The 20,312-nt window shown below is 72.3% G+C and carries 20 protein-coding genes; 14 read left to right on the top strand and 6 right to left on the bottom strand.

The annotated features are described in order from the left end of the window. Nucleotides 1-8: 8 nt before the first annotated feature. Entirely contained in the window at nt 9-575 is a 567-nt protein-coding gene (locus tag ACZ6CV_RS31295) for a cysteine hydrolase family protein (RefSeq protein WP_362370352.1), read from the top strand. Nucleotides 576-641: 66 nt separating this feature from the next. Here ACZ6CV_RS31295 and ku read toward each other — a convergent pair whose 3' ends face one another. Then, complete coding sequence (ku, locus tag ACZ6CV_RS31300) at nt 642-1,742, bottom strand: non-homologous end joining protein Ku (RefSeq protein ID WP_469254445.1); 1,101 nt, start codon at nt 1,740-1,742, stop codon at nt 642-644. A 186-nt stretch (nt 1,743-1,928) separates the two neighbouring features. Then, complete coding sequence (locus ACZ6CV_RS31305; protein ID WP_469254447.1) at nt 1,929-2,720, bottom strand: VOC family protein; 792 nt, start codon at nt 2,718-2,720, stop codon at nt 1,929-1,931. A 444-nt stretch (nt 2,721-3,164) separates the two neighbouring features. Here ACZ6CV_RS31305 and ACZ6CV_RS31310 point away from each other — a divergent pair, with 444 nt between their 5' ends. The 4 genes from ACZ6CV_RS31310 (at nt 3,165) to ACZ6CV_RS31325 (ending at nt 7,194) form a co-directional block, all read left to right on the top strand. Beyond that, nucleotides 3,165-3,530, top strand: a complete 366-nt coding sequence (locus ACZ6CV_RS31310; protein WP_469254449.1) for a DUF6479 family protein — start codon at nt 3,165-3,167, stop codon at nt 3,528-3,530. Between the two features lie 116 nt (nt 3,531-3,646). After that, nucleotides 3,647-4,831: a zinc-dependent alcohol dehydrogenase gene (locus ACZ6CV_RS31315; RefSeq protein WP_469254451.1), complete on the top strand. Its 1,185-nt coding sequence runs from the start codon at nt 3,647-3,649 to the stop codon at nt 4,829-4,831. Nucleotides 4,832-4,853: 22 nt separating this feature from the next. Continuing rightward, complete coding sequence (locus ACZ6CV_RS31320) at nt 4,854-5,831, top strand: SDR family NAD(P)-dependent oxidoreductase (protein WP_469254452.1); 978 nt, start codon at nt 4,854-4,856, stop codon at nt 5,829-5,831. A 205-nt stretch (nt 5,832-6,036) separates the two neighbouring features. Continuing rightward, nucleotides 6,037-7,194: a hypothetical protein gene (locus tag ACZ6CV_RS31325; protein WP_469254454.1), complete on the top strand. Its 1,158-nt coding sequence runs from the start codon at nt 6,037-6,039 to the stop codon at nt 7,192-7,194. 76 nt (nt 7,195-7,270) lie between these two features. Here the strand turns inward: ACZ6CV_RS31325 and ACZ6CV_RS31330 are convergent, their stop codons facing one another. Beyond that, the gene (locus ACZ6CV_RS31330; protein ID WP_469254456.1) at nt 7,271-7,459 is read right to left on the bottom strand and encodes an antitoxin; all 189 of its coding nucleotides are present in this window, start codon (nt 7,457-7,459) and stop codon (nt 7,271-7,273) included. Between the two features lie 189 nt (nt 7,460-7,648). Here ACZ6CV_RS31330 and ACZ6CV_RS31335 point away from each other — a divergent pair, with 189 nt between their 5' ends. Next, the gene (locus ACZ6CV_RS31335; protein WP_362370329.1) at nt 7,649-8,617 is read left to right on the top strand and encodes a YihY/virulence factor BrkB family protein; all 969 of its coding nucleotides are present in this window, start codon (nt 7,649-7,651) and stop codon (nt 8,615-8,617) included. A 140-nt stretch (nt 8,618-8,757) separates the two neighbouring features. Then, on the top strand, nt 8,758-9,525 hold the full coding sequence (locus tag ACZ6CV_RS31340; RefSeq protein ID WP_469254458.1) for an SAM-dependent methyltransferase: 768 nt from the start codon (nt 8,758-8,760) through the stop codon (nt 9,523-9,525). Between the two features lie 19 nt (nt 9,526-9,544). Here ACZ6CV_RS31340 and ACZ6CV_RS31345 read toward each other — a convergent pair whose 3' ends face one another. After that, a complete protein-coding gene (locus ACZ6CV_RS31345) occupies nt 9,545-10,606 on the bottom strand; it encodes a YihY/virulence factor BrkB family protein (RefSeq protein WP_469254460.1) in 1,062 nt (353 codons plus the stop codon). Between the two features lie 99 nt (nt 10,607-10,705). Beyond that, nucleotides 10,706-11,380, bottom strand: coding sequence for an HNH endonuclease family protein (locus ACZ6CV_RS31350; protein WP_469254462.1), 675 nt, complete (start codon nt 11,378-11,380; stop codon nt 10,706-10,708). Nucleotides 11,381-11,564: 184 nt separating this feature from the next. Here ACZ6CV_RS31350 and ACZ6CV_RS31355 point away from each other — a divergent pair, with 184 nt between their 5' ends. The 7 genes from ACZ6CV_RS31355 to ACZ6CV_RS31385 all read left to right on the top strand — a co-directional run bounded on the left by ACZ6CV_RS31355 (nt 11,565) and on the right by ACZ6CV_RS31385 (nt 19,217). After that, nucleotides 11,565-12,425, top strand: a complete 861-nt coding sequence (locus ACZ6CV_RS31355; RefSeq protein ID WP_469254464.1) for an alpha/beta fold hydrolase — start codon at nt 11,565-11,567, stop codon at nt 12,423-12,425. A gap of 67 nt (nt 12,426-12,492) precedes the next feature. Then, nucleotides 12,493-12,840 (top strand): hypothetical protein, encoded by a 348-nt coding sequence (locus tag ACZ6CV_RS31360; protein ID WP_469254466.1) that lies wholly within the window; start codon nt 12,493-12,495, stop codon nt 12,838-12,840. A 140-nt stretch (nt 12,841-12,980) separates the two neighbouring features. Further along, nucleotides 12,981-13,313 (top strand): hypothetical protein, encoded by a 333-nt coding sequence (locus ACZ6CV_RS31365; protein ID WP_469254467.1) that lies wholly within the window; start codon nt 12,981-12,983, stop codon nt 13,311-13,313. 226 nt (nt 13,314-13,539) lie between these two features. Then, a complete protein-coding gene (locus tag ACZ6CV_RS31370) occupies nt 13,540-14,412 on the top strand; it encodes a hypothetical protein (protein WP_469254469.1) in 873 nt (290 codons plus the stop codon). 390 nt (nt 14,413-14,802) lie between these two features. After that, entirely contained in the window at nt 14,803-16,158 is a 1,356-nt protein-coding gene (locus ACZ6CV_RS31375; protein WP_469254471.1) for a preATP grasp domain-containing protein, read from the top strand. A 139-nt stretch (nt 16,159-16,297) separates the two neighbouring features. After that, a complete protein-coding gene (locus ACZ6CV_RS31380; protein ID WP_469254473.1) occupies nt 16,298-17,806 on the top strand; it encodes an FUSC family protein in 1,509 nt (502 codons plus the stop codon). A gap of 343 nt (nt 17,807-18,149) precedes the next feature. Next, nucleotides 18,150-19,217: a lactonase family protein gene (locus ACZ6CV_RS31385; RefSeq protein ID WP_469254475.1), complete on the top strand. Its 1,068-nt coding sequence runs from the start codon at nt 18,150-18,152 to the stop codon at nt 19,215-19,217. Nucleotides 19,218-19,304: 87 nt separating this feature from the next. Here the strand turns inward: ACZ6CV_RS31385 and ACZ6CV_RS31390 are convergent, their stop codons facing one another. Continuing rightward, nucleotides 19,305-20,249: a sirohydrochlorin chelatase gene (locus ACZ6CV_RS31390; protein ID WP_469254476.1), complete on the bottom strand. Its 945-nt coding sequence runs from the start codon at nt 20,247-20,249 to the stop codon at nt 19,305-19,307. Nucleotides 20,250-20,312: the final 63 nt, after the last annotated feature.

The following is a 20,312-nucleotide window of genomic DNA, read 5'->3' on the forward strand; positions in this document are numbered from 1 at the left end:
ATAGAGGCATGAGTGAAAAAGGTATGAGCGAGAAGGGCGCGAGCGAGAGCGCGGTCATCGTCATCGACATGATCAACACGTACGAGCACGAGGACGCGGACGTGCTCCTGCCCGCCGTCCGCGAGATCGTGCCGCCCATGGTCGGGCTGCTGAAGCGGGCCCGGTCCACGGGGATCCCCGTGATCTACGCCAACGACAACTTCGGCGAGTGGCGCTCGCACCACGGAGAGCTCGTCGACACCGCGCTGTCGGGCCCGCACGCCGACCTGATCGAGCCGATCCGGCCCGACGGCGACTCCCTGTTCGTGGTCAAGGCCCGGCACTCGATCTTTTACGAGACGCCCCTGTCATACCTCCTGTCCCAGCTGGGCGTGCGGCGCGTGATCCTGTGCGGCCAGGTCACCGAGCAGTGCGTGCTCTACTCGGCGCTGGACGCCCACATCCGGCACCTGGACGTGGTCGTCGCCGAGGACGCCGTCGCGTCCATCGACGCCGAACTGGCGGACGCGGCGCTGCGGATGATGCGGCGCAACATGGACGCGGAGGTCGCGGCCGTGGAGCACATCGAGTGGTGAGAGCGATTGGTGAGAGCGAGTGGTGAGAGCGAAAGGTGAGAGCCTGAGCGCGGGTCGCGTCGGACCTCAGGACGTCGCCTTGTGCCGCCGTCCGTCGCGCAGGGCGTCGACGAGCTCGTCCCGGTTCATGCCGGAGCGGCCCGGAACCCCGGCCTCGGTGGCCCGTTCGTAGAGCTCGGCCTTGGTGAGCGTGTCGAGCGACCGCCCTTGCGCGCTCTTCTTGCGGCCCTTGGAACCGCCGGCCCCGGACCCACCGCCCCTGGCCCGGCGCTTGGCGGCGGCTTCACTGATGTGCGTGGGCGGCCTGACGCCGTCGGAGGACGCCTTCTTGCCGCTCTCCTTCTTGCCGGCACCCTTCTTGCTGTCGTCCTTCTTGCCGCCGCCCGACGGCTTCTTCGCCCGGTCGACGCTCGCCTGCAACGCGTCCATGAGGTCGACGACGTTCGTGGACTCGGCCGGCGGCTCCGCCTTCTCGACCGACTCGCCGGTCCGTTTGGCCTCGATGAGCGCGGCCACCTGCTCCTGATACGTGTCGTGGAACTCCTCGGGGTTCCACTCGATGTGCAGGGTGTCCACGAGCTGCCGCGCCATCTTCAGCTCGCGGTCGGTGACCTTGGTCTGCTTCGGCAGGTCGTCGATCTCCTTGCGCGGGTCACGGATCTCGTCCGCCCAGTGCAGGGTGTGCAGCGTCAGCAGCCCGTCCTCGGCCCGCAACGCGACCAGGTACTGGTGGTTGCGCATCACGAACGTGGCGATGCCGGCTCGGTCCGCCTCGGAGAGGGCCTTCTCCAGCAGGGCGTAGATCTTCGTGTACTCCTTGCCCTTCGGGCCGAGGTAGTACGTCTTGTCGAAGAAGATCGGCTCGACGTCCGCCAGGTCGACGAAGCCGGTGATCTCCACCGACTTGGAGCGGCCGGGCGCGATGTCGTCCAGCTCGTCCGGTTCCACCAGGACGTACTCGTCACCGGCGTCGTACGCCTTGACGATCTCGTCGTAGGGGACTTCCTCGCCGGTCCGCTCGTTCACCCGTTTGTTGCGGACCCGATCGGACGTACCGCGCTGCAGCTGGTGGAAGCGGATGGTGTGGCTGTCCGTTGCGGTGAACATCTGGACCGGCAGCGACACGAGGCCGAAGGTCACGGTTCCGCTCCACACTGGACGCGCCATGCCGGTGCCACCCTTTCCCGTCACTCCCCGTGTCACCGCGGGGACTCTTGGCCTCTCCCCATGGCACCCCGGAGTCCGGCCCGGCGCATCCCGGGCCGGTCCGTTCCGCTCACCGGCCCACGCGACTCAGCGGCCCTCGCGGCTCACCGCCCCCGCGGCTCACCGGCCCGCGCCCCTCACCCACCGCTACCGCGCGTTCACCACGAAGAGCGCCCCGTCCGGGTCCCGCAGGACCGCCTCGGCCGAGCCCTCGTCGCGGAGCAGGACGCTGCCACCGTGGGCGCGCGCGGCGCGGGCGCAGGCGTCCACGTCGGCGACCGTGAAGTGGATCTGCCAGCGCGGGCGGATCGTCGGGTCGGGCGCGGAGTCCACCGCGCCGGAGTGGATGCGGGCCACCACGTCCCCCATGCTGCGCAGGACGACCTCCTCGTCCTCGTAGTCGACCTCGCACGCGCCCGGCTCCGAGGTCGCCCAGCGGAGCACCTCGCCGTAGAAGATGGCCGCGTCGAAGGCGTTACGGGTGTGCAGCTCGGCGAAGGTCGGCGCCGCGGCGCGCCACTTCTCCCAGCCGACCACCAGCTCGCCCTCCCAGATGCCGAAGACGGCGCCGTCCCGGTCGGCCAGCAGCGCCGCCCGGCCCGGCGGGAAGGAGATCGGGCCCACGGCGGTCGTCCCGCCGCGCTCGTGGCTGCGGGACACCGTCTCGTTCGCGTTCGCCACGGCGAAGTAGGGGGTCCAGGCGACGGTCATCTGCCCGAGGGTGTCCATGGCGGAGACGCCCGCGACGGGCACCCCGTTCACGCTCGCGAACCGGTACTGGTCGCCCAGCCTGCCCGCGCGCCACGTCCAGCCGAGCACCGCCTCGTAGAACCGCTCCGCGGTCGGCAGATCGCGTGCGGTCAGACTCACCCAGCAGGGCGCGCCATGGACCGAATCCGTGCCTGTGACCTCGCGTGCGACTGCTCCGTGGCTGTTCATCTTCGTACCGTCCTGGGGTATCCGTGCCGTACTGCCGCCGGGAAGGCCCGCGGGTCCGTCATCGTGGCGGGTCAGGGTCAGGGCGAGGGGGAGGAGGTGGGGAACGGGGAGGGCTCGGGACCCGGGTCCGGCGTGGGGTCGGGGCCGGGGGTCGGGACGGGGCCGGGTCCCGGGTGCGGGCGCGGGGGCGGTCCGCCCGGGCCGGGGCCGGGCGTCGGGGCGGGGCGGGTATCGGGGTCGGGCGGGACCGGCACGCTCATGAGGCTCTTCCTCTCGACGACGTCACCCTGGCAGCACGCGGGCAGGTCCGCGCGCGGGTCTCCTCATGGTCTCCGTGATCGCTCCCGTACGCGAGCGCGCGCCATGAAACGGTATGGCCCAGTTTATTCCAATCCGTTTTGGGGTTTTTGTCGCTTATATTTCGGGTAGTCGAATCTCATGATCATGGCAAGCGGCGAACCGTACGTCCTGGCTGCTTCCGGCGCGGAACTCGGGGCGATCGGCGCCTTCATCGGCGGACTGATCCTCGTGGGCGCGCTGCTGTGGGCCTTCTGGCTCGGTAAGCGGGTCCGCCAGCGCGAGTCCGCGCCGCCGCGCGCGGACGAGCAGACCAAGATGCCCGAGTCCGGGCCCGTCCACGAGATTCGGGAGATGCGCGAGCCGGACGAGATGCCGCACGCGAAGGACGAGAGCGAGCGGCTGCGGCCGGAGAACATGCACCCGGGCGACAAGCGCAGCGACGACCAGGACCCGCGCCGCTGGAAGCCGGGCTCCAGCGGCTCCTTCGGGAGCGGCGGCCCCGGGGCGTAACACCGCCCCGTAACACCGCCCGATTTCACGCGGGCCGCCATGACCATGCATGGCTGGCCCACTCGGGGGACACCCGTGACGAGTCCGGCGCCACAGCTACGGAAGGAACACCCGAGATGCGTGCACTCACCTGGCACGGCAAGCGAGACGTCCGTGTGGACACCGTCCCCGATCCGCAACTGAAGGACGCCACCGACATCATCGTGCGGGTCACGTCCAGCGGCATCTGCGGATCCGACCTGCATCTGTACGAGGTGCTCGGCCCCTACCTCGACCCGGGCGACATCCTCGGCCACGAACCCATGGGCATCGTCGAGGAGGTCGGCGCGGACGTCACCGAGCTCTCGGTGGGCGACCGGGTCGTCGTGCCGTTCAACATCTCCTGCGGGCACTGCTTCATGTGCGACCGGGGCCTGCAGTCGCAGTGCGAGACCACCCAGGTCAGGGAGCGCGGATCGGGCGCCGCGCTCTTCGGGTTCAGCAAGCTCTACGGCCAGGTCCCCGGCGGCCAGGCGGAGTTCCTGCGGGTGCCGTTCGGCAACACCCTGCCCATCAAGGTGCCCTCGGGCCCGCCGGACGACCGTTTCGTCTTCCTCTCCGACGTGCTGCCGACCGCCTGGCAGGCCGTGGAGTACGCCGACATCCCGCAGGGCGGCACCGTCACCGTCCTGGGCCTCGGCCCGATCGGCGCCATGGCCGCCCGCATCGCGCTGCACCGGGGCGCGAGCCTCGTCGTGGGCGTCGACCTGGTGCCCGAACGGCTGAGCCGCGCCCACGCGGACGGCGTCAAGGCCCTCGACCTGCGCCGGCACGGCAAGGACCTCGGGGACGTGATCCGGGACCTGACCGACGGCCGCGGCACGGACGCCGTCATCGACGCCGTGGGCATGGAGGCGCACGGCGCGCCGGTGGCCAAGGCCGCCCAGTGGGGCGTGGGCCTGCTGCCCGACGCGCTGGCCGAGAAGCTCATGGACCGGGTCGCCGTCGACCGGCTCAACGCCCTCTACTCGGCGATCGACATCGTCCGGCGCGGCGGCACGGTCTCCGTCATCGGCGTCTACGGCGGCGCGATCGACCCGATGCCGGTCCTGACGATGTTCGACAAGCAGATCCAGCTGCGCATGGGCCAGGCCAACGTGAGGAACTGGGTGGACGACATCCTGCCGCTCCTCACCGACGAGGACCCGCTCGGCGTCGACGGCTTCGCCACCCACCACATGTCGCTGGAGGACGCCCCCGAGGCGTACCGGATGTTCCAGGACAAGGAAGACGGGATGATCAAGACGCTCCTCAGGCCCTGAGCGGAAGGGACGTCAGGCGATCATGCCGCACTCAACCGAGTCACTCACCGGAGCGACCGCACTGGTCACCGGCGGCTCCCGGGGCCTCGGCCTCCTCATGGCCGACCGCCTCGCCGCCCGCGGCGCCACGGTCGTCGTCGCCGCCCGCGACGCCGACGAACTCGCCGCCGCACAGCAGAAGTTGCGGCACCGCAACCCCGATGTCGACATCCACACGGCGGTGTGCGACGTACGGGACCAGGAGTCCGTCCACCACATGTTCAAGGCCGCCCACGACAGGTGCGGCGGCCCCGACATCGTCATCGCCAACGCCGGGATCATCCAGGTGGCCCCGGTCGAGGCGATCGGCGCCGCCGAGTTCCGGGACGCCATGGGCACCCTGTTCATGGGGGCCGTGCACACCTCCCTGGAGGCTCTCCCGTACCTCCGGGAGAGCGAGCGGGGCGGCCGCCTCGGGCTGATCTCGTCGGTGGGCGGCCTGCTGGGCGTCCCGCATCTGTTGCCCTACGCGAGCGCCAAGGCCGCGACCGGCATCCTGGCCGAGGGGCTGAACGCCGAGGCGGGCCCCACCGGCGTGAGCGTCACCGCGGTCTACCCCGGGCTGATGCGCACCGGCTCGCATCTGCACGCGCAGTTCGGCGGGGACCGCGGCAGCGAGTACGGCTGGTTCTCCGCCGTCGCGGGCGCGCCCGTCGTCTCGATGAACGCGCAGCGTGCGGCCGAGCGCATCGTGAAGGCGGTGGTCCGCCGCCGCACCCGGCTGGTCCTGACGCCCCTGGCCCGCGCCGCGGACCTGGCCCACGGGGTGGCGCCGACGGCCACGACCCGGCTCAACGGCGTCCTGGCGCGCCTGCTGCCCGCGGCGCCCGGCGGCAGGCGGGGCATGCGGCCCGGGGCGGACGTCGAACCGCCCCACGGCGCCGTGAGCGGCAGGCTCCAGGCGTGGGGGAGCGCGATGAACGAGACGGCGGCCGACGCGTACAACGCCCGCCGCACCTGAGCCGAGGGTGCCGGTGCCGGCATTCCGGCGCCGGTCCCTCGCCCGGGGGACGGGCGTTTCTCCCACCTGACACGCGTCACCGCTGGTCAGAAGGGTGTCGTGACTGAACGGGCCGATCAGGGGCAGGTCAATGGGACGGTACCGCTTCCTTTGACAGGCGTACGAGCCATACTGGTCGGGCCCTGATCACTCACAGAACGACTCCATGACCAAGAACAGCACCCCCACCGCCACTGTCCCCGACACCGTGTGGCTCGCGCGCGGCAGCCATCTCGGACCCGAACCCGAGCAGGACGTCCGGCGCAACCTGATCGCCCTCAAGGCGGCTGGGGTGCTCGACGACTTCCTGGACCTCGACCCCGTCGAGGCGGCCCGCTCCAGCGTCCTGTATCCGCGGGACGAGACGGCCGACCCGGGCCCGACCGCGCGCCGCCTCTTCGAGGCCCGCTGGCGCGTGGCCGACGACGTCACGGTGCGCGCCCAGCTGATCACGTATGACCCCGGGACCCGCCGCAAGGAGGGCGAGGGCGTCACCTGGATCCTCGCCGCCGAGGCGGAGGACGCGTGGGACATGCGCTGGCCCTCGCCCGCCACCATGTTCTGGCCCGACAGCGACCGCATCCCCTGGGACCACGACGTGGTCCCGGACGTGCGCCTGCGCTCGGCGAACCAGCTGCCGAAGGACGACGACGAACTGCGCCACCGGCTGCGCGACTGCATCCGGCAGAGCTGGTTCATCCACGTCGTCGTGCACGAGGCGATGACGCCGGACGCCAAGGGCCAGCAGCCCGTCTCCGTGTACCTGCCGCCCAGCCTGCGGCACCAGATCGTGGAGCACCGGGGCACGCCGGAGCAGGCGCAGATCGTCGACTTCGCGATGAAGCGGGAGCTCGGCGCGCGGATGCCGCGCGGCGGCGGCGTCGTGCTGCCCACCGAGCCGAAGCTCCCGGAGTACGACGCGGACCGCTTCACGGTGCGCAGCGTCTTCCTCGACGGCTCGGAGCCGGTCGAACTCCTCGACAGGATCAGGGAGTTCGCCGCGCTGCCGCGGCCGATGGACGAGGAGGCCGAGCGGGCCCTCGCGCGGCTGCGCCAGGGCTGGCACCTGCTCACCCCGGAGGAGGAGCTGGCGCACGCCCAGGGCATGGTCGTCCGGTACGCCGAGGCGCTGGAGGCGATGACGAACTCCTGCGACCTGTACCGGGAGGCGGCCGAGGCCGCGCAGGCGGCGCTCGCCGAGGCGACCGGCGGGGGCGGGGTGCGCATCCCGGGGCCGCTCAAGCCGGCGGCGCCGAAGACGGACGGCTCGCTCCTGAACAGCCTCACGAAGACGTTCGGCCGCTTCCGGGACCCGAACAAGTAGGACCCGCGCTCACCGGCCCGACGCCGCCCCGCACCGGAGCACTCCGGTGCGGGGCGGCGGCTTCCGGCGGGGCCCGCTAGGTCTGCGGGGGCTGGTCCTGGTCCCTGCCGAACTGGTCCTTGAGCTTGTCCTGGGCGGTGTCGACCTGGCCGCTGTACTTGCCCTCGGTCTTCCCGTCGACGAAGTCGCCCGCCTTGTCGATACCCGTGCCGGCCTTGTCCTCGTGGCCCCCGAGCATCTGCTTGAGCTTGTCCATGACTGACATGGGTGCCTGCCTCTCTGCGTTGCCCCCCACACCAGGCTTGCAGCGCCCGGCCCGGTTCGCATCCGGTGGCCGGTCCGGCCGGAAAAAGCCGAGGTCAGAGCCGTTCTCGTAGGTCAGGCGTGCGCAATACGGAGCGGGGCATGCGGAGAGGGACAGTCGTGCCCCTGCCTACCCGAGGAGCAGCCCCGCGTGGGAACCGCCGTCCGCGTCCCGCAGACCCGGGACATGATCGGAGAAGAACTCTCCGGTGACGAAGCCTTCACCGCACTGCGCCACTACGGGGGGCTGCGCCTGCTGGTGGATTCCTTCAGCCGGTTCCGCTACGCGGACGGCTTCACCAACGCCCGTGCGCTCGCCTTCCAGATGGTGCTCGGCCTGGTCCCGTTCACCGTCGTCCTGGTGGGCCTTGCGACCAGTGTGCACACCGAGGGCGTGGGCCGGGTGGTGGAACTGACGCTGGCCCGCATCGTCCCGGGCGCCAGTTCCGACGTCGTGGAGAAGGCGTTCGACGGTACGCGGCGCACCGCCGACAGCGACCTGTGGAGCACGGTGGCGCTCTGGCTCGGCCTTGCCTTCGCGGTGCTGAACCTCGCCTCGGCCATGGGCCAGATCGAGCGCGGGGCGAACCGCATCTACGGCATCGAGCGCGACCGGCCCGCCCCGGCGAAGTACGGCCGGGCCCTGGTCCTGTCCGTCACGGCAGGGCTGCCGATGGTGCTCGGGTTCGTCGTGATGGTGGCCGGTACGGCCGTGGGGGACGCGGTCGCGCGCACCACCGGGGACCACCACGGCGGCATCGGCCGGTGGGGCGCGCTGGAGATACCCGCCGGTCTCCTGCTGGCCTGGATCGCGTCGGCGGTGATCCTGCGCAGGGCCCCGCGTCGCGTACAACCCGGTTATACCTGGCTCGCGTTCGGTTCGGCGGTCCATCTGGCGCTCTGGGTCGCGGCCACCTGGCTGCTGGCCCTCTACGTGGGCGAGAGCGGGGCGTTCGGCGCCATCTACGGGCCGCTCACGGCGTTCATCGCCCTGTTGCTGTGGGCGAACCTGACCGCCGTGGCACTCTTCCTCGGCATCGCCTTCGCCGCCCAACTGGAGGCCGCCCGCGCCAAAATCAGCGAGCCGGTCCACCCCGATCCGGAGGCGGAGTGCCGGTAGCCCGCGCGGCGGAGGCGATATGAAAAGCTGGCGGCTGCCGCTCGCGGACAAGGGGTCATAGGGGCGGCCGAGAGGAGCGACGCGTGCGACAGGACGGCTTTTCCGGTCCGCCCGGTTCCCCCGGTCTTCCCGCCGGGGCGATGGACACCAGCAGGCCGCACCCCGCGCGGATCTACGACTACCTGCTCGGCGGCAAGGACCACTACGAGGTCGATCAGCGCGCCGCCGACGAACTCGCCGCCGTGGCCCCCGAGGTACGGATCGGCGTGCGCGCCAACCGGGCCTTCCTGCAGCGCGCCGTCCGCCACGTCGTCGGCAGCGGCGTGCGCCAGATCCTCGACATCGGCACCGGGCTGCCCACCTCGCCGAACGTCCACGAGACCGCGCAGGAGATCGACCCCGACGTGCGCGTCGCGTACGTCGACAACGACCCCATCGTGAAGACGCACGGCGACGCGCTGCTCGGCGGCTCCGGCACGACCAGCATCGTCCTCGGCGACCTGCGCGACCCGGACGCCGTCCTGCACCACCCGGACGTGCGCCGGGTCATCGACTTCCACGAGCCCGTCGCCGTGCTCCTCGTCGCCGTCCTGCACTTCCTCACCGACGCGGAGCAGCCCGGCCGGATCGTCGCCGCCCTGCGCGACGCGCTCCCGGCCGGCAGCTTCCTCGTCCTCTCCCACGCCACCGGCGACTTCGCCGACCGCAGCGACGCCCAGGCCGTCTACACCAAGGCCACCGCCACGCTGAACCTGCGCTCCCGCGCCGAGGTCGAGCGGTTCTTCGACGGCTTCGAACTGGTCGAGCCCGGCCTGGCCCAGGTCCCGTTCTGGCGCCCCGACGGCACACCGCCGGAGCGGTCCGGTGAGATCGGCTTCTACGGCGGCGTGGCCCGCAAGTCCGGCTGACGGCAGCCGTCGGGCCCGGTCAGGGATCGAGGCGGGCCCGGTCCTCGTCGTCCCACGCCCGGGTGTCGCGCGGCTCCACATACGGCTCCTGGTCGGGCGGGAGGCCGCCCGCGACCGCGCGCTGGCGGGCCATCTCGGCGTCGAACTCGAGGCCGAGCAGGATCGCCAGATTGGTGATCCACAGCCATACCAGGAAGACGATCACGCCGGCGAAGGTGCCGTACGTCTTGTTGTACGAGGCGAAGTTGGCCACGTACAACGCGAAACCGGCCGAGGAGACCATCCAGATCAGCAGGGCCAGCAGGCTGCCCGGCGTGATCCAGCGGAAGCCGCGGACCTTCGCGTTCGGCGTGGCCCAGTACAGCAGCGCGATCATGACCGTGACGAGGATCAGGAGCACCGGCCACTTCGCGATCGACCACACCGTGAGCGCCGTGTCGCCGAAGCCCAGCAGGTCACCGGCCTCCTTGGCGAGGCCGCCGGTGAACACCACGATCAGCGCGCTGACGACCGCAAGGACCATGAGGATCACGGTCACCCCGAGCCTTATCGGAAGGACCTTCCACACCGGGCGGCCCTCCGGCATGTCGTAGACGGCGTTCGCGCTGCGGATGAACGCCGCGACATAGCCGGACGCCGACCACACCGCGAGCAGCAGACCCACGACCGCCATGACCGAACCGGTCCCGGCATTGCCCTGCAACTGCCGTACGGCGCTGCTGAGAATGTCCCGCACCGAGCCGGGCGCGAGGTCCTCGATGCCGTCCAGGACCTTCTGCGACGCCGACTGCCCGACGATCCCGAGCAGCGAGACGAGGGCCAGCAGCGCCGGGAACAGCGAGAGGATGCCGTAGTACGTCAACGCCCCGGCACGGTCGGTGAGTTCGTCGTCCTGGAACTCTTTGACGGTGCCTTTGAGCACCGCCCCCCAGGAGCGTTTGGGCAGCTTCGTGGGGGAGTCCGGAGCCTGCCGCTCCACCTGTTCATCGGGCCCGACGGTCGCCCCCGCCCGGTCGTCGTCCGGGTGCCCCTCCGGTGCGTCGCCGCCGTGCTTTCCCTGCCGTTTCGGTGTCCAGACCATCTCCTACGAGTATCCGGAAGAGCGCGGTCCATCCCCGGAAATCCGCATCTTCCCCGGTGTGGGTCAACGCGGCCCCGGCGGACCGGCCTTGTCACCGCCTCAGCGCACCGCCTTGTACCTGACGACGGTGCGCTTGCACGGGCCGGAGCCGAAGACCGCGAGGGCGTCGAGCTCGGCGGGGTCGGCGGCCAGGTCCCAGCGGAGCTTGGTGGCCACCCATTCCGACACGTAGCGGCAGTGCGCGGAGGGCTGCGGCGGCAGCCAGTGCGCCGGGTCCTTGGCGCCCCGGGCGCGGTGGGTACGGGAGGTGACGGCCACCAGGGAGGCCGGGGCGCCCAGGTCGTTGGCGTAGGCCTCACGGCGCGCCGCGCTCCACTCGGACGCGCCGGAGTCCCAGGCCTCGGCGAGCGGCACGAGGTGGGCCACGTCCAGCTTGCGCGTGCCCTCGACCTCCTGGGCGTCGAAGTACGAGAGCCATTCACCACCGGTGATCCTGCAGCGGCCGCGGACGGCGGGCGCCTCGCTGGCCTCGGCGATCAGCACCTCGGCGCCGGTGTCGCAGCCGTCGGCCTTCGCTCCGGCGTTCCAGTGCCTGAAGCGGGCGCGGGCGTAGCCGTCGCGGTTCTCGTCGGCGGCGGGGACGCGGTGCACGGCGTCGGCGAGGGTGGTGGTCTCGGTCGGCGCCCCGGGGGCGGCCGGTGCGGGCGGCGCGGCGAGGAGAGGGGTCAGAGTGAGGCTGAGCGCGGCGAGGCCGCGGACGATGTTCTTGATCACCTCGCCAGATTTGCCGTCTGCGCGGGGGCGAACCGGTGGTTGGCCCGAGTGGCGCACGAGGTTCACCGCAGAAACGTTGCGGCATGGGGTGCGGGGGAGCCGGACGGGGGCAGAAGAACGCCTGTACCGACCACGCACGAGCCGATGGGTGCGACGACACGACGACGGGGATGGGGTGCCGGCCTTGTTCGAAGGCTTCGAGACCGAGCGGATCGAGGTCGACGACGCGTCGATCTTCGTACGGCACGGCGGGGAGGGCCCGCCCGTGGTGTTGCTGCACGGTCACCCCCGTACCTCCGCGACCTGGCACCGCGTCGCCCCTCTCCTCGTGCGGCGCGGCTTCACCGTGATCTGCCCCGACCTGCGGGGGTACGGCCGCTCCACCGGCCCGGCACCCACCGCGGACCACACCGGACACTCCAAGCGGGCCGTCGCCGGTGACGTCGTCGCCGTACTGCGCTCCCTCGGCCACAGCCGGTTCGCGCTCGCGGGGCACGACCGCGGCGGCGCGGTCGCCCTGCGGCTGGCGCTCGACCACCCGGACACGGTCTCGCGGGTGGCGCTGCTCGACTGCCTGCCCATCTCCGAGCACCTGTCCCGGATCACGGCCACCTTCGCCACCCAGTGGTGGCACTGGTTCTTCTTCGCGCAGCCGGACATCCCCGAACGCGTCATCAACGCCGACCCCGACCGCTGGTACCGCGGCGATCCGCGGACCATGGGCCAGGAGAACCACGACGAGTGGCGCGCGGCCATGCGGAACCCCGATGTGGTGCGGGCGATGCTGGAGGACTACCGGGCGGGCCTCACCGTCGACCGGCGGCACGAGGAGGAGGACCGCGCCGCCGGGGTACGGATCCAGTGCCCGGCACTGGCGCTGTGGTCGCTCCGGGACGACCTGGAGGACCTGTACGGCGACCCGTTGGAGATCTGGCGGCGGTGGGCGCCGGACGTCCGGGGCCACGGCATCGATTCCGGGCACCACGTGGCCGAACAGGCTCCGGAGGAACTGGCGTCCGCCCTGGGGGACTTCTTCGCGGGCTGAGCGGGGCTGACTCGGGCTGACCCGGGCGGCCTCCGGCTGACCAGGAGGGGCGGCATAGGCTCACCGCATGGATCTTCGTAGCGTCGACCCCCGGGACATCAAGTGGGAACAGGACCACGCCACCTACCGGGTCTGCTTCTGGGACCGTTCGACCGGCTGGGCACACGAGTACGAGGTTTCCGGCGCCGGTGACGTCGATGGCTCTGGCGGGGGTGGGAGCGAGGGCGACGGCGGGGGCGGGGAGGGCGGTGTCGACGTCGGTGAACTCCTGGCGTGGACCGAGGCGCACGCGGCCGAGCGTGGCTGGCTCTACACCCTCTACGCCGTGACGACCGACGACGGCCGCCGGGGCCTCATCCGCCTCGCCGGGGTGCTGGGCGACCCGTTCGCGGCGAGCACCGACGTGGAGAAGTAGGCCACGCGCGACTTCGCCGCCCACCTCGTGGGCACCCCGCCGGCCTGCGACGGTACGGGCATAGCAGCGCCGCCTGACACGTGCGTGTCCCGGTGTGCCTCCGCACGACGAGCGCCACGTCGGCGGGCAGAATCGCGCGTGTGGAAGGACACCGCGCACCACCGCAGAAGACCCCTGACGGACACTTCGTCGTCATCAAGGGGAGGAAATGGCGGGCGACGGATCCGCTGATCCCGGAGGACGTCGCCGCCCGGCTGCGACATCACCTCATGGCGGCCCGCCGCGCGGTGCGTTCCGCGACGACCGCGACGACGACTGCGAGGGACGCGCAGGCTGAGCGGGCGGCGCGGGCACGTGTGAACCGGGCGAAGATCGCGCTCGGCGAACGGGGCACGCCTTGGTGGGAGCAGTCGGAGGCCGAACGCCGCCGGCGCTGGGAGGAGGGTCTCGCAGGCCTCGACGCGGAGGGGTGAGGGGCGGGCCGCCGGTGGCCGTCGATCTGGGAGTCGGTCTGGGCGCCGATCGTGGGGGCATCGGCTCCTGCCCCCGGGTGACCGTGCAGGGAGCCTCTGCGTCGGTGGCGCGGTACTCGGCCAGTATCAAGAGATGACCGAGGCGAATGCGAATGCGAACCCGGATGGGGACTCGGATGCGAACCGTGGGACGGCTGCCGGCGAGGCCACCCCTGCGCAGCGGTACGTGCCCGCTCCGCCCGTTCCAGACGAGGCCCGTGCGGACTTGCTCGCGCTCGCCGGTACGCAGGACGGCAGCGGGCGTGCCGCAGCGGCACTGTCCTCGCTGCTGGGGCGGTCCGACATCGACGACGTCCTGGCCGGGGCGTTGGCCTCGCACCCGCTGCGTTCGGCTGCTCTGAGGGTGGTGCGGCACAAGGTCCGGCGCTCCGTCGACGCGGATGCCGCCTGGCCGCGGGAAGCGGCGCATTGGCTGGGTCTGGCCGGAGCCGACTGGTCCACCAGCGCCGCGTTCTGCGCCCCGCTCGCCTGGTACGCGCGTGCCCGCCGCAACAGCGCCGTGCGTCATCTCGCCGATCCGCCGCGAGCAGCGCGGAGCGGCGGTCCGGGGCGCAGCCACGACACGGTCTTACGGCATCTGCATCTCGTGGGTCTGCGATACGACTTCCGGTGTCGGACGATGCTGGACTCACTCCGCCGGATGCCGGCCGGTGACGCGTACTCGGATCCGTACACCCGTTCCCTGAAGGCCTTCGCGCTCCTCGCGCGGTCCGACCCGAGCGGTCTGGCCGCCGCAGAACGCAGCCTGGCCGAGGCGGGTGACAACCTGCAGGTCTGCCACGCGCTGCTGCACGGCATGTGGCTCGGCCACGACCTGCCGGAGCAGGCGCGGCACATGCTGGACCTGGCTGCCCGGCCCGCCTTCCCTCGGGGCGACCCGATCATGCTCTTCCGCACGGCCACGGCCTTGCGGAAGCTCGGACGCCGCAGGGAAGCCCTGGCCGCGATCGACGACGCGGTGGAAGGCCTGGACCCGTGCCAGCCGGAGGTCCACGCCGACCTGGTGCGGGAACGGACCCTGATCACGGCGTGGGACTGACGGGGAACCCGGAGCGCCGGGCGACCCTGAACGCGACGGAGTCGCGGTTTCCGCGCTGCAAGGTCTCCTTCACCTGCGCCTGAGGCCGCCGCTCACTGGTACTTGTAGGAGACGTGGGCGACGCTGGAGGTCGGCCACGAGAGGGCGCCCTCGCCACGTCTGCCCCGTGGTGCGCTGCCATGGGGACGACTTGGCCTGGGATGTGGCCCCTGCCCGCGTGGACACGGTCGTCTCGTCGCTCCTGCATGGCGTCATGCTGGCGCCTGCCACACGGCAGCGCACCCGCTGCGTGACGGATGACGTCACGACCTGGCCGTGCGTGTTCTCGCGAGGGGCGGGGTAGCGCTCTGCTGGGCGCTGAGCCGTGTGTGTGGGTGGGGGAGTGGTGTGGTGCGCAGGCTGTGGGTGGGCAACTGCAACAGCGAGTACATGGTCGACCGTCTGGATCTCCTGGACCCCGCGGAACGCGAGGGAACACCGGCCGTGGGCGCACGGATGGTGTGGCTGCTGAGGGATGGCGACGCGCTCGTACTGCCGCAGCCCGTCGACCCCACACACCTCGGCGAGGTCGGGGCGGCCATGGGCTTCGATCCGGCGCGCGTGCACATTCCCACCCCCGAGGGCAGCACGACCCGATACCTGAGCCAACGGGACCTGCACCACCCCGGCCTCCTGGCCCGTCTGCGCCGCCTGGTGAGTGACCCTCAGGAGTGGGGGATCCGCGGCTACCTGCCCGATCGTGGGCTGAGCAGCCTGGCCCGCGCTCTGGACATCCCCCGACCCTCAAGCTTCGAGGAGGCAGGCGGAGCCGAACTCTTCAACAGCAAGGTCGTCTTCCGTGCCCTGGCGGCCGGCTCAGGGGTGCGGGTTCCCGACGGAGCGGTGTGCGCCACCCGCGGGGATCTGATCCGTTGCGTGCCCCGGCTGCTGAGCGCCACGGGGGCGATCATCGTCAAGGCCGACCGCAACTCGGGCGGGACCGGAAACCTGCTGTGCCGCACCGACCGGACCGTGCCGGCCGCCGGTGCCGCCCGGACCCTTGACCTCGACCACCCCGAGGACCTGGCCCCTCTCGTGGCGGCGACGGGCCTGGAGGAAACCCACGCCCCCCACGGCCAGTTCGTCGCCGAGGTCTACCACCCCCACTGCCGTTCCCTCTGCGTGGAGATCGACTGTGCCCCGGCAGGCGGTCCCCAGCCGACCGTGCTGAACGTGGGCGAGATGCTGATGGAACCCGTATGGAACGGCTTCCTCATGCCCGCCCCCCTGGCGCCCGCCCTGGAGCAGGCCTTCATCGAGGGAGCCCTGCGGCTGGCCACGGCAATGCGCACCTTCGGATACCGCGGCCTGGTCAACATCGACGCCATCGTCTCCCCGGCGGGCAAGGTGTACTTCAACGAGGTCAACGCCCGCCTCGGCGGCTGCACCCACCTGCACCACCTCGCCACCCGACTACTCGGCCCGCACTGGGCCCGTACCCACACCCTGCGTGCCCGCAACGATCTGCCCGCCATCAGCCCCGAACGCGCCACCCACCTCGAACACCACCTGCGCGCCATGCAGGCCCCCGCCCCGACAGCGACCCTGCCGTCGAGCGTGCCGGAACGGACTGCGTCTGACCGCGAAGGGGGCCCTGTGGGTTCGGTGGTAGGAGGAGGGCGTGGTCCATTGGTTTGTTCGTGGATCGAGGTGACGGGTTCGGGGTGGGCCAATGGTTCAGTGGGGCGGGGTCGAGTTGAGCCATAGGGGTGGTAGATGGTGTGATGGTTCTGTCGATGGCGCTGCGGATCTCCGCGGCGCCTTTTTCATGCGGGCAGGCCGAGCAGGCAGAGCAGGCCGAGTAGTCCGAGCAGGTTGAGTTGAACGGGAAAGGGGCGGGGAAGCCGTGCTGAAGAGGGTGTTCGTGGCGCCGGATCCGGGGCGGATGCGGTTGCGCTTCGCTTCGCGGGCCGTGCTCGGCATCGCGTTGGCCGTGGCCGTGTGCGGGGCGGCCGGGCATTCGCTCGTGGCCGCGATCACGGGTGGGCTCGCCGCGTTGCTCGCGCTCTTCACCGTGGGCGACGTGACCGTACGGGGTCAGGCCGCCACCACCGCGCTGCTGCCCGTCGTCGGATTCCCCGTACTGGCGCTCGCGGCTGTGCTGCACGACGTACCCGTGGCGCGGGACGTCGCGTTCCTCGGCGTGATGGGCGCCGGGGTGTACGCGCGGCGCTGGGGGCCGCGTGGCCACTCGCTCGGCGTCTTCGCGTTCATGATGTTCTTCGCCACGCAGTTCCTGCACACCACCCCCGGTCAGCTGCCCGAGCTGTTCGCCGCCGTGCTGCTCTCGCTCTGCGCGTCGTCCGCGGTGCGCTTCGGCGCGTGGTGCTACGAGCGTCGGGTGGCCGGCATCACCGTGCCCACGCCGCCGAGCGCCCGTGGTCTCGCCCGTACGACCACCCGGCAGGCCGTGCAGGCCGTCGCGGGCGGCGCCTTCGCGCTGGCCGTGGGGCAGCTGCTGTCCGGCGAGCGGTGGTACTGGGCCGTCGGCGCCACCTGGTGGGTGTTCGTGAACACGGCGTCCCGTGGGGAGACGCTGGTACGGAGTTTCCGGCGGGTACTCGGCACCGTCATCGGCATCGGTGTCGGCTTCGTCGTCGCGGTACCGCTGCACGGGGCGCCCGTCCCCTCGGCGATCGTCGTCGCCGTCAGCGTCTTCGGGATCTTCTACACCGCCGCCGTGTCGTACACATGGATGATGCTCGCCGTCACCGTCATGGCCGGGGTCCTGTACGGCCTCCTCGGCGTGCTCGACCCGGGGCTGCTCGCGCTGCGCGTCGCCGAGACCGGCGCGGGGGCGCTCGGGGCCGTTCTCGCGGTCCTGCTGGTGCTGCCCGTCACCACGCACGCCACGACCAACGCGTGGATCGAACGTGCCCTGCGGTGCGTGCACTCCTGCACGGCGGAGGCCGCCGCGCGACTCGCCGGGTCCGACACCGCCGATCCCGCGCCGCGCGTCGCCGAGCTGGAGCAGCTGCTCGGCAAGGTGCGGCTCTCGCTCGCGCCGCTGGTACACCCGGCGAGCCCGTTGCGGGCCCGCAAGGAACGTGCCCGTCAGGTGCTCGCCCTGCTCGACGCCTGCGCCCGCGAGGTGCGTGGGCTCGCCTCGATCGCCGCGGATCCCGAGGCCTCGCACGACGACCGGCTCGCCGCCGCGTGCTGGCGGGTGGAGGCGGCGGTGGAGGCGCTCACCGCGCCGGAGGCGGCGCGCCGCCCGGCCACCGACACCCTCACGGCGCCGCAACACACCGCCGTGGCCCACCCGGCACTGGCCCACCTGCACGACCTGGAGAAGGCCCTCGCGGAACTCGCCCACCCCTTGAGCGTCTCGACGAGGACTCCGCAGGGGGCGTGACGGCGTGAGGCGCGGCCCGGTGGGGGAGGAGTGTCGTGCGCGCCGGGACGGGGTCGCGTCGGGGGCGGATGTACGTGTACGGGCCTGGGGCGGGGCCCAGGGCGACCACCTGGACGGCGACGTGCCCGTTTCCGGAGCTGCCCGGCGCGGTGCTCGCGCAGGTCGGCCTGCGAAACGCCTGCCCGGCAGCCTGCCGTCGACCGCGGTGCCCGCCCCGCTGCCCGCCCCCCCCCGCACCCTCACCGCCCCACCAAGCCCCTTTGGTCTAGACCGGGCTGCTAGCGTCGGTCGCAACTGGTCGTGTGGCGTCGCAGAGGCGGCGTCGGGGTGAGAGGGGACTGGCGTGGGCGTCGGCAAGCAGGCGGGGCAGGCGGGGTGGACGGGACCGGTGGGGCGGGCCTATGTCGGGTCGTTCACCGCGGCCGGAGGCCCCGGCGTGGTCGTCGCCGACGTGGACCCCGGCACGGGCGCGCTGACGCTCGTCGGCGCCACGGACGCCGTTCCCGACCCCTCCTACCTCGCGCTCTCGCCCGACGGCGAGACGCTCTACGCCGTCAGTGAGACCCCTGACGGCGCCGTCGCCGCGTTCCGGACCACGCCCGGCGGCGTCGAGCTCGCGGGGCGGCCCGTCCCGGTCGGCTCCGCGCCGACCCACCTCGCCCTGCACGCCGGCCACGTCCTGACCGCGAACTACCGTTCGGGCAGCGTCACCGCCGTACCGTTGCGCGCCGACGGGACGCTCGCCCCGGCGCCGTCGAGCGAGCTCAAGCACACCGGCTCCGGACCCCACCCGCAGCGCCAGCAGGCCCCGCACGCCCACCAGGTCCTCGCCGACCCGAGCGGCCGCTGGGCGGTCGGCGTCGACCTCGGCACCGACTCCGTGCGCGTCTGCGCGCTCGACGGCGGCGAGCTCACCCTGCACCATGAGGTCGCGCTGCGCCCCGGCTCCGGCCCCCGGCACCTCGTCTTCCACACCCGCGGCGACCGCGCGTACGTCCTGAACGAGCTCAGCCCCACCCTCACGGTCTGCGCCTGGGACGCCGTCGACGGCACGCTCAAGCCCCTCGGTGAGCTGCCCGTCCTCGTGGACACCCCGGACGGCGACGCATACCCCTCGGAGGTCGTCGTCGCGCCCGACGGACGGTTCCTGTGGACCGCGACGCGCGGCGTGGACGTCATCTCGGTCATCGCCCTCGACGAGGCCGGCGACGCGCCCAGGCTGACCGCCACCGTGCCGTGTGGCGGGCACTGGCCGCGCGACCTCGCCATCGACCCGGCGGGGCGGCACCTGTACGCGGCCAACGAGCGTTCCGGCGACGTCACCTGGTTCACGGTCGACCACGAGACCGGCCTGCCGAGCCGCTCGGGCTCCGTCCCGGTGGCCGCCGCCTCCTGCGTGGTCTTCGGCTGAGCCGGGCCCGGACGCGGCGAAGGGCCCGCCCCCACATCGGGGCGGGCCCTTCGCCGTACGTACGGGAGTACAGAAGTACGGACGCGCTCAGTGCACCGGCGTGCCCGAGGGCTGCTGCGGCGTGATGCCGAGCGTCGTCGTGTACTTGGCGAGCGCCAGCTTGCCGATCGCCGGGTAGGGGCCGAGCGGCTCGGCGACGGAGCAGCCCGCCTCCTTCGCGGCCGCGTCGAGCAGCCCGGAGTCGAGCTCGGGGCCGATCAGATACGGCGCGAGCGCCAGCTGGGCCGAGCCGGAACCGCGCAGCTGCTCGGCGGTCGCCGCGATGGCGCCCTCCTCGTCCAGCGCGGCGGCCATCACCGGCACCGCGAGGCGCGCGGCGAGCAGCATGCCGGTGATTCCGGCGGCCTGCACGGCCTCCTCGCCGCCGACGGTGGCGAGCACGATGCCGTCCGCGGCCGTCGCCACGGTGAACAGGCGGGCGCGGTCGGCGCGGGCGAGACCGGCCTCCGACAGGCGCACGTGCAGCGCTTCGGCGAGCAGCGGGTGCGGGCCGAGCACATCGCTCAGCTCGGCGGCGGCGCGGCTGTCCATGACGGCCTGCCGGATGCGGCGCATCAGCGCGGCGTCGGGTCCCGCGAGCAGCGGCACGACGACGGCCACCGGGCCGTCGGGCTCGGCCACCTCGGCGCCTGCGGCACGCGCGCGCTCGACACGGGCGGTGCGCTCGGCGGCCGCGTGCGCCAGCACGGAGTGCAGCGAGGGGAACTCGGGGAACGACGTGACGGTGGCGTCTTCCACACCGTCGAGGTAGCCGATTCTGGCGTCGAGGCCGGGCAGCTCGGAGCGGGCGATGCTCACGACTTCCTCGGCGAGGCTGCGCGTGGTGGTGCTGGGGGCGCCCGGCACGGCGAGAACCAATGCGGGCGCGCCCTCAGGAGCCGCGACGGGCTCCGGACGGCGGTGCCGGCCCGGCTGACGGGGGCGCGGCATTCGTACAGGCAGGCCGGATGCGGGCCCAGTGGGGGAGCTCATGCGCCCGCATGCTACTGGCTTGCGGGCGCCCGCTGTTCGGGGAGGGTGCAGGTGGGCGGTATA

It is taken from the genome of Streptomyces sp. NPDC041713 (assembly GCF_055591085.1).

Coding starts and splice junctions, on each gene's coding strand:
- ACZ6CV_RS31295 (WP_362370352.1), top strand. CDS start 9: ATGAGTGAAAAAGGTATGAGCGAGAAGGGCGCGAGCGAGAGCGCGGTC.
- ku (WP_469254445.1), bottom strand. CDS start 1,742: ATGGCGCGTCCAGTGTGGAGCGGAACCGTGACCTTCGGCCTCGTGTCG.
- ACZ6CV_RS31305 (WP_469254447.1), bottom strand. CDS start 2,720: ATGAACAGCCACGGAGCAGTCGCACGCGAGGTCACAGGCACGGATTCG.
- ACZ6CV_RS31310 (WP_469254449.1), top strand. CDS start 3,165: ATGGCAAGCGGCGAACCGTACGTCCTGGCTGCTTCCGGCGCGGAACTC.
- ACZ6CV_RS31315 (WP_469254451.1), top strand. CDS start 3,647: ATGCGTGCACTCACCTGGCACGGCAAGCGAGACGTCCGTGTGGACACC.
- ACZ6CV_RS31320 (WP_469254452.1), top strand. CDS start 4,854: ATGCCGCACTCAACCGAGTCACTCACCGGAGCGACCGCACTGGTCACC.
- ACZ6CV_RS31325 (WP_469254454.1), top strand. CDS start 6,037: ATGACCAAGAACAGCACCCCCACCGCCACTGTCCCCGACACCGTGTGG.
- ACZ6CV_RS31330 (WP_469254456.1), bottom strand. CDS start 7,459: ATGTCAGTCATGGACAAGCTCAAGCAGATGCTCGGGGGCCACGAGGAC.
- ACZ6CV_RS31340 (WP_469254458.1), top strand. CDS start 8,758: ATGGACACCAGCAGGCCGCACCCCGCGCGGATCTACGACTACCTGCTC.
- ACZ6CV_RS31345 (WP_469254460.1), bottom strand. CDS start 10,606: ATGGTCTGGACACCGAAACGGCAGGGAAAGCACGGCGGCGACGCACCG.
- ACZ6CV_RS31360 (WP_469254466.1), top strand. CDS start 12,493: ATGGATCTTCGTAGCGTCGACCCCCGGGACATCAAGTGGGAACAGGAC.
- ACZ6CV_RS31390 (WP_469254476.1), bottom strand. CDS start 20,249: ATGAGCTCCCCCACTGGGCCCGCATCCGGCCTGCCTGTACGAATGCCG.